Origin of the sequence: Pseudoxanthomonas putridarboris (assembly GCF_038321125.1) — a bacterium.
Classification (GTDB): Bacteria; Pseudomonadota; Gammaproteobacteria; order Xanthomonadales; family Xanthomonadaceae; genus Pseudoxanthomonas_A; species Pseudoxanthomonas_A putridarboris.
Genome location: NZ_JBBWWT010000006.1, coordinates 55,897 through 68,146, shown reverse-complemented (window position 1 = coordinate 68,146; position 12,250 = coordinate 55,897). Strand labels below are relative to the sequence as shown.

Genomic DNA, 12,250 nt, shown 5'->3' with positions numbered 1-12,250 from the left:
CCTGAGATCCTGTCAGCCGCCGGACAACGCCAGGCCGGCGAGCGACTGCTGCAATTCGTCCAGCGCGGCGTCCAGTTGTCGCCAGCGCTTTTCCTGTTTCGATTCTCTCTCGTTGCTGGCTTCGATCAGCAGGCCGGCCTGCTTCAGCAACTGCCGGGCCGGGCCACACTCGGGGGCGGCGCCGCTGAAGCGTTCGCCATCGACCACGAACGAGACCAGCCCGCGCTCCTGCACCGGCGCAGCGACGCTTTCCGGGGCCGCCTGCCGCAGGGCCTGTCGCCACAACGTGGCGATGCGTTGCGCAAGGGGCGCGGGAACCCGCGCTTCGTCGCGATCCGGCGTCTGCTCCGTGCGGAACTGCACGCCGCCACGGGCACTGCTGCCATTCCAGCTGTGCACGCGCGTGTCGGCCCGGCTGGCGCGCAGCGTCCACGCCGCGCCTTCCGCACCCGGGATCAACGCGATGCCGCTTTCCTTGCCGCTGGCCGGCAGCCAGACCAGCGACAGCGTCGGCTGCGCGTCGCCGTTGAACAACTGTTCGACCGCGGCACCATGGTTGCCCGTGGCCGGCGGCCAGCCACGACCGAAACTGAGCGCGCAGTCCTGCGCATGTGCTGCCGGCATGGCGGCCAGCAGCAGCACGCCCAGGCAGGCCGCGCGGACGGCGCCTGGAATCACAGCAACACGCGGCGCATATCGGCCAGCAACTGCGCCAGATAGGCCGTGAAGCGGGCGGCGGAAGCGCCGTCGATGACACGGTGGTCGTAGCTCAGCGACAACGGCAGTTGCAGGCGCGGCTGGAATTGCTTGCCGTCCCACACCGGCTGGATGGACGACTTGGACACGCCCAGGATGGCCACTTCCGGCGCATTGACGATCGGCGTGAACGCAGTGCCGCCGATGCCGCCCAGCGAGGAGATCGAGAAACAGCCCCCGGACATGTCCGCCGGGCCCAGCTTGCCTTCGCGCGCTTTCTTGGCCAGTTCGCCGGTTTCCTGCGCCAGTTCGATCACGCCCTTCTTGTCGACGTCGCGGATCACCGGCACCACCAGTCCGTTGGGCGTATCGGCGGCGAAGCCGATGTGGAAGTACTTCTTCAGCGTGAGGTTCTCGCCGCTGGCGTCCAGCGAGGCGTTGAAGTCGGGGAATTTCTTCAGCGCGGACACGCTGGCCTTCATCAGGAAGGCGAGCATGGTCAGCTTGATGCCGGCCTTCTCGTTTTCCTTGTTCAGCGCCACGCGCAACGCTTCCAGGTCAGTGACGTCGGCGTTGTCGTGCTGGGTGACGTGCGGGATCATCGCCCAGTTGCGCGCCAGGTTGGCACCGGAAATCTTCTTGATGCGCGACAGCGGCTGGACTTCGATCTCGCCGAACTTGCCGAAGTCGACCTTCGGCCACGGCAACAGGTTGAGGCCGGTACCGCCACCGGCTGCGGCCGTTGTCGGGGCTGAAGCGCCTCCTGCAACACCACCGGCCAGCGCGCCCTTGACGTACTTCTGCACGTCCTCCTTGCTGATGCGGCCACCGCGTTCGCTGCCCTGCACCTGGTTGAGGTCCACGCCCAGTTCGCGCGCGAACAGGCGCACGGCGGGGCTGGCGTAGGCCACCTTGTCCGGCAGCACGCGGTCGGCGTTGAATTCCACCGGCGGCGAGCGCGGCGGCGAGGCTTCCGGGTCGATGCCCGGCTTGTCGTCCAGCACGCGCGAGGCGGCGGGGGCGGCCGACGTTGGCGCTGCGTGCTCCTGCGCGATCTCGCGCTGGGCGATCTTGTCGGGCGTGCCGGCGACGGCGACCGGCTCGACCTTCTCGCCGGTCTCGGCGGCTACCGGTTGCGCCGCGGGCGCGGGTGCGGCGGCGGCCGGGGCAGGCTTGGTTTCGGCGGCGCCTTCGCCGACTTCGATCAGCGCGACCACCGCGCCTTCGGCCAGTTCGTCGCCCAGCTTGACCTTGAGTTCCTTGACCACGCCGGCGAAGGGGGATGGCACTTCCATCGTGGCCTTGTCCGACTCCAGCGTGACCAGGCCCTGGTCCTTCTTCACCGTGTCGCCCACGGCCGCCAGCACTTCGATCACCGGTACGTCGCTGTAGTCACCGATGTCGGGAACCCGTGCTTCCTTGATTTCGGCCATTGCGTGACTCCAGCGGTCTGACTTCAAAAGGGGAACCCCTATTGTGTCCGCCTGGGCGCGATGCGCCAACCTCTGGGGGGATTTATTTTTGTCTCCGCCGGGACATCGCGCCCCGCCGGATGCGCATGCCCGAAAGGACGGACGCTCCGCGCGCAGTGGTATCGCTTTGGTCCTTCATCGGTCGCATCGCCCGTCGTGCGCAGCGAACCCAAGACGATACGCCGGCGCACTGTCGGCCGGAACCGCCTCTAACCGTGCGGGGATGCGCGAAGGTGGGCGCCCAGCACCGACCATGCCTGCGCCAAGCGATCCAGGCTGGCGGCCGCGTTCGCCGGACTGGTGGAAGGCATGGGCAGGATGGCCAGGCGCTCGCGATGCACGGGGTCGATCCGTGGCAGCACATGGCGACGGAAGGCTTCCGCCGCCTTGGCGCCGTTCAGTGCGATGGCATGCAGCGCCCGCGAGTCCCGTATCTGCTCCGCGACCGGGTTGGGCACTTCGCTGCCGCGCAGGATGGCCGTGTCCAGGCTGCCTGCCCGCTGGCATCGGCCAATGACGTCCCATATGCCCACACCCGCCTGCTGCAACGCGTGCATGCGCGCTTCATAGGGCAACGCCGCCTCGAAGCCGCACAGCCGCGCCATCAACGGCCAGAACCGGTTGCGCGGATGCGCGTAGTACTCGCCCGCCCGCAGCGACGCGCCGCCCGGCATCGAGCCGAGCACCAGCACGCGGCAGTCCGTGGCGATGCGCGGCGGCAACCCGACCAGCAACTCGGACATGGCTCAGCCGGCCGGCGACTGCCAGGGACGCACCACCAGCAGCGCGCCGGCCACGACCAGCAACAGGCCCGCGATGCGCGTCGCGTCCACCGGCTGGCGCGCGTGCAGCACGCCGAAATGGTCCAGCATCACCGAACCGATCAGTTGCCCGGCCACCACCAGGCAGATCAGCGCCGCCGCGCCCAATCGCGGCACCAGCAGCGTGGCCGATGCGACGAACAACGCGCCGATCACGCCGCCCGTCCAGGCCCACCACGGCACTTTCGCCAGCGCCGCGGGCACGAAGACCGGTCGCGCCGCCAGCCACCAGACCAGCAGCACCAGCGTGCCCACCGTGAAGGAGGCCAGCGACGCGAACAGCGGACCGAAGGTTTGCCGTCCCAGCGACGCATTGATCAGCGCCTGCAGCGGCAACAGGATGCCGATGAAGAAAGCCAGTCCCAGTCCCATCGCCTTCACGCGCGTCTCCCGATGCCATCGTGCCGAAAACGCAACGATAAGCGATGCGCGGCGCTGGCACCTTGCCCGGGGCCCCAGTACCGGGTGCTCGATGCGGCCGCGGCCGTCCGTTCAGCGGCCGAGGTGGCGGTCGAAGAACGCCGCCATCACCGCGTAGGCTTCCTGCGATTCGGGCAGTTCCGGATCGGAGAAGAACGAGTGCCACATGCCGTCCCAGACGTGCAGGTCGGCCTGCACGCCGGCCCGGGTCAGCAACCGGTGGCTCTGCAGCACCGAACTCATGGCGAAGTCGCGGGTGCCGGAGATCAGCAGCGTCGGCGGGAAGCGCGCGAGCATCGCGGGATCGTTCGCGGGGATCACCAGCGGATCGTCGGCGCTGGCGCCCTTGAAATAGGGCAGGCGTTCGACGATCGAGACCGGACCGCTGCCGATCGGATCGCCGCTGAGCGGCGGGCCGACATAGGCGGAGTCGCCGCCCAGCGGTACGATCGAACCGCAGAAGGTACCGATCGCGCCGGGCAGCGCGGTCCCGTCGCGGATCAGCCGCGCCACCACCTGGCCGGTCAGCATGCCGCCGGCGGAACAGCCGTAGATGCCGATGTTGGCGGCGGGATACTGCTCCGTCAGCGCCTTGTAGACCGCCACCACGTCCTCGGTGGCGGCGGGGAAGACGTGTTCCGGGCCCTGCCGGTAGTCCACGCCGATCGCGCGCATGCCGCTCAGGGCGGCCACCGGAATCGCCTCGACCAGCGCGCCGCTGTGCTCGCCCCACAGGAACGCGCCGCCGTGCAGCACGATCAACGCACGGTTGCGGTTGGCCGGCGCGACGCCGGCGGCGGGCTCCACGATGTCGACGTCCACGCCGGCGATGGTCCCGGTGGACAGCTTCACCGGATAGCGCGCTTGCATCCGCTCGGCGCGGCTGCGGTTGATCCGGTCGTAGAACGCGCGCGCGGCGTCGATGCCGCCGGCGAACCCGGGCGCCTGCTTGCCCTCGGCCAGCACTTCGCGGAACCGCGCCAGCGATTCGGGCGATGCGTACGCGGAGAACGGCACGGTGAACGCGGGCAGGGCCATCGCGCCGTCGAAGTCTCCGGAGGCGCCGCCGGGCGAGTGCCGCTCTCCGGTGGACGTGTCGGCGGGCGCCTGCAGCAGTTCCCGCAGCTTGAGATAGACGCCGTTACTCCAGCCGAACCCGACCACGTTGTCGGAATAACCCACGGTCACCTGCACGTCGGCATCGCCGGTTTCCATGTTGTACTTCTCGCGGATGGTGCCGTCGTGCGCCAGCGCGCGGTCGATGGTGGCGGTGAAGGCGCGGGCGATGCGCTGCGCGTCGTCGCGGAAGCCGTAGCGATCCAGCCCGGAGACGACCAGCCAGTTGACCGGCGCCCAGCCGAAGGGCGCATCCCATTGCGCGCCGCTGCGGTCGCGGCTCATCGCCAGGCCGCCCGGGTGCTCGAACAGCGCCAGCTTGCCGCGCAGCGCGGCGGCCTGCTCCGGCGACGCCGCGCCCGCCCACAGCGGGTAGAGCGCGGTCACGTAGGGATCGTCGGCGTGCTTGCCGGCGACGAAATCGTAGTCGGCGTACGTTCCCGACTGCGGTTGCCACAGGTAGCGGTCGATCGCCGTCTTGCGCGCCGCGGCCTCGCGCTCGAAGCGTGCCGCGTCGTCCGCCTTGCCCAGGCGTTGCGCGAACCCGGCCAGGTCGTGTTCGTACGCGTACAGCAGGCTGTTGAGGCAGACCGGCGCGTAATGGTGGGTGGCGCCGGCGAACGGGCCGAAGTGGAAGTTCACGTCGAACCCGGATTCGCGCATCGCGCGGTCGCCGAGATAGAAATCCGCGCGCAGGCGATGGCCGTCGGCCCAGGCGTCCCTGCACACCGGCGAGGCGACGACGTCGCAGCTTTCGTCCTTCAACCGCGCGGCTTCGGCCGCGTCGGGACGTTCGGATGCCGCAACCAGCCAGCCCGGGTCGCGGTCCGGGTGCGCGCGCAGCCATTCGATCACTTTGCGCAGGTAGCCGGCGTCGCGCATCTCCAGCACCGGGCCGCTGCCGTAGTCGAAGTAGCGGGCCAGGCCGGTGTCGCCGGCGCGATGCTCGGGGCGGGTCCAGGTGGCGTGGTCGCGCAGGGCCAGCGGATAGGCGTGCGCCAGCCAGGCGTCGGCTTCACCCTTGTCCTTGAAGGCCGAACCGTCGTCCAGCACCGCCCGGATCATCGCGCCGAGGAACGGCGGCTGCGAACGCGTCAGGTAGTAGCTGCGGTTGGCGTTGAGCACGCCGCCGTAGTGTTCGACCTGGTACAGGAAGTTGTCGACCATGTCGCGCGCCAGCGCCGCGCGCCCGTCGGCGACCAGCCCCAGCACGATGAAAAAGCTGTCCCAGCCGTACATCTCGTTGAAGAAGCCGCCCGGCACCACGTACGGCTTGGGCAGGTACAGCAGGCCCTGCTGCGGCAGCGTGTGCGGATCGAGGTCGCCGATCCGGGCGATGGTCCGCGGCAGCGGGCGCAGTTCCACGCCACAGCGACGGGCGATGGCCGCGAGCGCGGCGTCGGCCGGCGCGTCCGCGGGCACGTAGACCACCGGATGGGTCGTCACCTTGGGGTCGGCGAGCGCCGAACAGTCCTCGACCCGGCGCGTCAGCGTGTCCCACGCCTGGTCGATGTAGGCGCGCGTGCGCGCCGGATCCGGCTCGGCGGCAACGGCGAGGGCGGAAGCGAAGGACAGCGCCAGCAGCAGCCAGCGCCAGGCGAAGGTGCGGGGATTCTTCATGGTTCGTCCACGGCCAGGTAGACCGTGCTCCATAGTTGTGCGGCATTCGATTCGTCCTCGTGCGCGCCCTGCGCACCGAACGGCTCCAGGCGATAGCGGCCGTCGGCATACGACCACGACCACAATTCCGAGGTGCGTACTTCGTCGGTGGCACGGATCGCCTGCCATAGCCGCGCCTGCGCCTGCCGCAGCCGGTCGCGGGTGGCCGCGGGCAGGTCGTCGCGCGCCAGTTGCCGTTGCAGGCCGGCCGCCAGCACCGCCTGCTGCCAGGCCCAGACCACGGTGCCGTGGTAGGCGCTGTTGCCGAAGCGCGGCCACGCGTCCTGGCCGGCGTACGCCGGGTTGGCCACCAGCAGGCCGACATCGGTCATCAGGCCGGCGGGGAACGGCCGCATCATCGCGGCGACATCGCGGTCCAGCGAGGCGGCGTCGGGCCGCCCGAACAGCAGGCGGAAGCCTTCGTCCGAATGCAGCACCGGCACCGGCCGGCCCTGGGCATCCAGCGCGATCGCCGGGAACGCCAGCGGCGCGGCGCCGAGCGAGGCCAGCGCCGGCGCAGTGTCCACGCCCGCGTGCGCGGCATAGGCGCGCACCTGCGCGGCGGCCTGTGCCGGCGGCAGGCTCACGGCGAACAACGCAGCGGCTTCCCGCTCCCATACGCCGGCGCGCGCGGCCGCCGCGCGCAGCTGCGCGCGTTGCTCCGGCGTGGCGTAGTCGTCCAGCAGGCCGTTGTCGAGGAAGGCGCCGATGGCGCGCAGCGCGGCGGGCATCCACACGGCGTTGACGTCGTAGGGATAGCGGCCACGGCCCAGGCCTTCGTTGCTGTCGCGCCACTGGCCGACCTGGCGGCCGGGCTGCAATGCGAGCAGGTGCGTGTAGACCGGTTCGCGCGCGAAGGCTTCGCTGCTGGCGGCGACGAACAGCAGGTTGCGCACCAGCGCGTCGCCATGGCGCTGGCCCGGCTCGCCGGCCGCCAGGAAAGCCGCCGCGCCAGCCCGCCCGCGCGGATCGTCGAGCAGCCAGGCGGCGGCCACCGGCGGCAGCATGTAGTCGTCGTCGATCATCGCGTAGTCGTAGATCGGTGCGGCCGACGACGTGCCCTGCTCCTTGCGGTGGCGCAGCACCGCGAACTCGCCGATGTCCTCCTCGTGCGCCACTTCGCCGCCGGGCGACAGCCGCGCCAGCACCGAGGCGATGCCCGCGTCCACCGCCGCCGGTTGCAGCACCGGCATCAGCAAGCGCAGCGACATCAGCGTGTCGCGGCCGAAATAGGTGTCGAAGCGCCAGGAGCCGGCCAGGAACTTCTCGCGGTAGCTCAGGAATTGCAGCGCCTGCCGGCTGCGCGGGTCCGGGCGCGTGCGCTCGTTGAGCAGATCGGCGAACGGGGTCAGCGGCGTCTCGCCCGTCGTCGCCTCGATGCGCAGGCGCAGCGGCTCGCCGGCGCGGTCCGGCCGCAGCACGAGCTTGCCGCTCTCGCGCCGGAAGCGCCCGTTGTCGGCGTGCAGCGCGATCGCGTAGCCGGGTGCGCCGTCCAGGCGGTCGCGCCGCCAGCGGACCGCGTGCGCCGACACTTGCGGCCGCGCGGCGGTTTCCGGCGGATAACCCTCGCCCAGCTGGTAGTCGCGCAATACGCGCACGCTGCCCAGTACCGCGTCCCTCACCACCAGCCGCGCGGCGTCGACGCTGGCCGTGGCTTCGATGCCGTTCCATGGCCGTCCGCGCACGTCCTCGCGTTTGCCGGCGACTTCGCCCAGCGTCCAGCGCACCGGCGCGGGCACGTCTTCGAACCACACGCCCACGCCGCTGTTGCCGGCCGGGAACGCCACCAGCACGCGCGGCCGCTCGCCGGAACTGAGCAGCAAGTGCGCGGCGATGTCGCCCTCCTGGTGGAAGGCGTTCTCGATGCGGCCTTCGGTGATGCGGAACTGCAGCGGTGCGACCGCCGTCGCGCCGGTGTTCTCGTAGGCATACGCCGGGCGCGCCGACGGCGCGAACAGCAGCGCGGCGGCCAGCAGCCCGCCGAGGAAAGCGCGGACGCGCGGGGACGGGACGGGACGTGCTGCGATCATGGGTTCAGTGGCCTCCCGCCGGTACCGCCAGCGTGTCGGAAGGAACGCGCGCGGCGCGGTTCAACAGGGTCAGGGAAACCAGCAGCATCGCCATCGGCAGCAGCAGCAGGTAGAACGCCAGCGACCCGTCGAAACGCGCGAACACCTGTCCGGTGATCAACGAACCGGTGGTGCCGCCCAGCGCGGAGAACACCACGATCAGCCCGGTCATCGCCGCGTGCCGCGCCTTCGGCAGCGCGCTCAGCACCACCGAATTGATGGTCGGGTAGATCGGCGCCATGAACAGCCCGATCAGCGGGAACACGTAGGCGGCCAGCGGCGCGTTCCACCAGGTCTGGTCGGCACGCGGGCCGGTGTTCGCCGCCAGCGGCAACGCCACCAGCACCAGCACGGCCATCGCCAGCACGCAGGTGGCCAGCAGCGGGAACCAGCGCACGCGGCGCAGCAGGAAGCCTCCGCCGAGCCGTCCGAGCGCCAGCGAGCCGGCGAAGATGCTGGCCGCCTGCACGCTGAGCGCGGTGGGCAGGTGCAGGATCTCGCGATTGAAGGTGGGCAGCCAGGTATTGATGGCCTGCTCCACCAGCACGTACAGGAAAGCCGAGACCAGGAACACGCAGACCAGCGGCCTGGTGAGCAGGCGGAACATGTCGGCGAAGGATTCGCCGACCGCGTGGCCGTCGCGCGCCTGTGTCTCGTCCATCGACGCGCCGGCCAGCAGGACCACCACGCCCACGCACAACGCGGCGATCACCCAATAGACGTTGAGCCAGACCGGGTCGCCCGGCGCCCCGGGGTTGATGAAGGCGGCGAACAGCCAGGCGCTGCCGAGGATGCCGACCATGAACCAGCCTTCCACCGTGCTGGTCAGCGCGGCGTGCGCGCGGTCGCCGTCGGTGAGCAGGCCGATGCTGGAGTACACCGACACCTTCACCAGCGCGAACGACACGCCCACGGTGACGAACAGCAGCTTGGTGGCCCAGAACGACTGCAGCAGCGGCATGCCGACGCAGGCCGCCGCGACCAGCAGCAGGCCGAGCATCATCGCGCGCCTGTAGCCCAGCCGCGGCAGCGTCGAGGCGACCAGGAACGAGGCCACCGCGATCGGCAGATCCTTGAACGCTTCCAGCGTGCTCGCCGACGCCTTGCCGACGCCGAACCCCTGGATCACCTGCAGGATCACCGCGCCGACCGAATTCAGCAGCATGGCGAAGATCATGTAGGTCAGGGTCAATCCCAGGATCATGCGTGTTCGGCTCATCGTCGGCTCCGGCCGCGCGCGGGGGCGGCTGCATTGTCATGGCGGGCGCGATGCGCGACCGCAGGGTGGTGAAGGTCTGCCCTGCGGGGGCGGATCAGGTCGCGATGCCGCCAGGGAGAGTGGGCGGCATCGCGGTGTCCGGGCCGAAGATGCGGCGCGGACACGTGAAGGTACCGGCGGGCCGTCGATGGCCAGCGTGCGCCTGCGCGCGCGTTCATGGCGACGGCTCCCGGTAAGGCGGGCGATCGGTGTCCGGCCGGTAGCCCTCGGGCGCGGCGCAACAGGGCGGCGGCAGACCGATGGAACTGCGCCCCAGGCTGCGCGCCGCCGCTTCGCCGGGCGGCGCCAGTGCGGCCACGTCCCCGCCGCCCTGTGGCGCCAGCGTCACCGTGTCGCCCTTGGCGACGGACACGCGCACCCTGTCGCCGGAAGGCAGCAGGGTCGTGCGCCCGGCATCGGTACGCTCGATGCGCTGGCCCGGCCATGGATTGACCAAGGTCAGCACGGTGTCGGAGCCGCCGGCGATCACGACGCGCCGCGGCTGGCCCGCGCGCACGGCGACGGCGATGCGCGCGTCGCCGCGCACGTACACGGTGCCGTCGACGGACCAGCCGGCGGGAATCGCCGGCGCGATGCGGATGTCGCCATTGTCCTGCACCAGCGCCTCGGAAAGCGCGGCGGCGACGACGCCGGCCTGCTCCAGGTAGAACTCGCCGCCGGTACCGGAGAAGCTGGCCAGGCCGTTCGGGAACGCCTGGTAGACCTGCACCAGTGCGTGGATGCTGCGTTCGACCTCATCGCCCCATCCCAGCCGGGCCGCATGGATGGGGTCGTTGCTCCACGTGGCCAGGTGGCGGAACGGACGATAAGCGTAGGTGCGCCGCGCCACGTCGAACGCCGGATGGCCGGGCCCGACGATACCGTAGGGCCAGACCGCCTCCAGGCCGATGTTCTCCGAATTGCGCGCGTGCGCTGTCGCGTCGTGGCTGGGCGCGAATACCGGGCCCGAAGTCCGCGCCGCCACAGGCAGCAGGGGATCGGGTTCGCCGGTGGCCGGAGCAAGCGGCAATTCCGGCGTCAGCGGCAGCGCGCGCGCCAGATCGTCGGCGAGCGCGGTTTCCCGGTCCAGCAGGCGCGACGCCGCGATGACCGCGGGGTACAGCGCGCGGATCGCGGAGATGTCGGTCGCCGGATCGAACACGTCGTGCTGGGTTTCGTGCGCATTGGAGGGGCGGGTGTGCAGTAGTCCGTCGTCGCCGGGCTGCTGGTAGGCGCGCAGGAACCGCGCCGCCTCGGCCATCAGCGGGAAGTGCTCCGACAGGAATTCCCGATCCCCCGTCTTCAGGTAGGTTTCCCATATCCACAATCCCACCTCGGCGCCGGTCGTCAGCGTGCGCGCATTGGACGTGGACGACCAGCCCAGGTCGCAGCTGTGGGTGACGATGGGGAATGGCCTGAAACGGGTGCCTTCGTATTCCACGCCGACGCCGTTGAAGCGCATCGTCTCGGGAATGCAGATGCCGGGGCGGCCGCCCATCTTGGCCAGGGTCCAGTCGCGGACCGCTTCCAGGTTGTCGCGGTACAGCGAAAAGAACGGCCGGTTGAGTTCGGGCAGGCCCGCGCTGAGGTTCGCGGCCACCTGCATGCGCAGGTTCCATCCCCAGAACGCCGCCGGATCCCACATGTGATCGTCGCGCAGCGACGAGAACAGATCCGCCACGCCGGCCTGCGAACCGGGTATCCGCACCTGCCCGGTAGCGTCGTTGTGCGCTGCGGAGGCGTAGAGGAACAGCGTCCTGATCTGCTCGGCGTATTGCGCGGCGCCGTTGTCGGATTGCGCCGTGATCAGGGCCGCGCGCTGCCAGAAGTCGTGCCAGTCCCGGCGCGACGCCGCGGCGTCCAGTGGCGGCGAGAGCGCGTCGGCAGCCACGTCGAACGCATCGCGGCCGCCATCGTAGGCCGGCGCCGCGACCACCAGGCGGAAGCGACCGTCGGCCAGCGGCCGGAAACGCAGGGCCACGGTCCGGTCGTCGATGCGCTCGGCGCGCACGTCGCCGGCTTCGGCCGAGAGCGCCGCCAGCGTTCCGAAGGGACGGCCCGAGGCGCCCGGGCGCTGGTCGTCGCGCCAGTGTTCCGCCAGCAATGCCACCGCGCCCCGCGCGGCGGCGCTGGGTGCGCGCGGCGACCAGAGTTTCAGGAACGCCGTCTGCTCCTGCCCCGGCTCCGCGCCGGCGACGTCCACGACAAGGCGATCGCTCCGCTGATCGACGTAGACGCGCGCGGTCATTCCGCCGCCGGCCTGGTGCCATTCGCCGTCATGGAGATCCAGATGCGCGCGGAACCCGCGGTCGCGCGTCATCCGCTGCAGGCCGGGCACCACCAGCCAGCCCGGCGAAAGACGGTCCGGCAGCCCATCCGCGCGATTCAACTGCACCGTCAGGCCGTCGGCGGCCCAGACGGCGGCCCCGAGCCTGCCGTTGCCGAGCGGCATGGCCTGCGATTCCAGGATGTTGGGTTGCCCGACGAAAATGTTGGAGCGCGCCACGCGTGCGGCCACATCGTCCCCGGCCGCGCTGGCCGCCAGCGCCGGCATGCCCGGCAGCGCCAGGACGGCGGACAGCAGCAAGGCGCGCAACCCGTGTCGATTCATTGAGGCTCCGTTGGCTTTGCGATCGCGCGGCGCCATGTTGGCGGCGCCTTGCATGGACAGGGCGGGCATTCGCCCGCCATGTACCGGCGCTCGCGCACGACGAACGCCGGTACGGTACGGTCCGAATG

Annotated in this window: 8 protein-coding genes; all 8 read right to left on the bottom strand. The window is 70.7% G+C overall.

Annotation, left to right across the window (positions count from 1 at the left end; all coding sequences use genetic code 11):
• Nucleotides 1–12: 12 nt before the first annotated feature.
• The 8 genes from AAD027_RS13535 to AAD027_RS13500 all read right to left on the bottom strand — a co-directional run bounded on the left by AAD027_RS13535 (nucleotide 13) and on the right by AAD027_RS13500 (nucleotide 12,122).
• Nucleotides 13–624 (bottom strand): hypothetical protein, encoded by a 612-nt coding sequence (locus AAD027_RS13535; protein ID WP_341726686.1) that lies wholly within the window; start codon nucleotides 622–624, stop codon nucleotides 13–15.
• A 50-nt stretch (nucleotides 625–674) separates the two neighbouring features.
• A complete protein-coding gene (locus AAD027_RS13530; protein ID WP_341726552.1) occupies nucleotides 675–2,129 on the bottom strand; it encodes a dihydrolipoyllysine-residue acetyltransferase in 1,455 nt (484 codons plus the stop codon).
• A gap of 248 nt (nucleotides 2,130–2,377) precedes the next feature.
• Nucleotides 2,378–2,911 (bottom strand): DNA-deoxyinosine glycosylase, encoded by a 534-nt coding sequence (locus AAD027_RS13525; RefSeq protein ID WP_341726551.1) that lies wholly within the window; start codon nucleotides 2,909–2,911, stop codon nucleotides 2,378–2,380.
• 3 nt (nucleotides 2,912–2,914) lie between these two features.
• Nucleotides 2,915–3,361, bottom strand: a complete 447-nt coding sequence (locus AAD027_RS13520) for a DMT family transporter (RefSeq protein WP_341726685.1) — start codon at nucleotides 3,359–3,361, stop codon at nucleotides 2,915–2,917.
• A gap of 120 nt (nucleotides 3,362–3,481) precedes the next feature.
• Nucleotides 3,482–6,145 carry a trehalase family glycosidase gene (locus tag AAD027_RS13515; RefSeq protein WP_341726550.1) on the bottom strand — a complete coding sequence of 888 codons (2,664 nt, stop codon included), beginning with the start codon at nucleotides 6,143–6,145 and terminating at the stop codon, nucleotides 3,482–3,484.
• Entirely contained in the window at nucleotides 6,142–8,214 is a 2,073-nt protein-coding gene (locus tag AAD027_RS13510; protein WP_341726549.1) for a hypothetical protein, read from the bottom strand. Before AAD027_RS13510 ends, AAD027_RS13515 begins: the two co-directional genes overlap by 4 nt.
• A gap of 4 nt (nucleotides 8,215–8,218) precedes the next feature.
• Nucleotides 8,219–9,472: an MFS transporter gene (locus AAD027_RS13505; protein ID WP_341726548.1), complete on the bottom strand. Its 1,254-nt coding sequence runs from the start codon at nucleotides 9,470–9,472 to the stop codon at nucleotides 8,219–8,221.
• A 214-nt stretch (nucleotides 9,473–9,686) separates the two neighbouring features.
• The gene (locus AAD027_RS13500; RefSeq protein ID WP_341726547.1) at nucleotides 9,687–12,122 is read right to left on the bottom strand and encodes a glycosyl hydrolase family 95 catalytic domain-containing protein; all 2,436 of its coding nucleotides are present in this window, start codon (nucleotides 12,120–12,122) and stop codon (nucleotides 9,687–9,689) included.
• Between the last annotated feature and the right edge of the window lie 128 nt (nucleotides 12,123–12,250).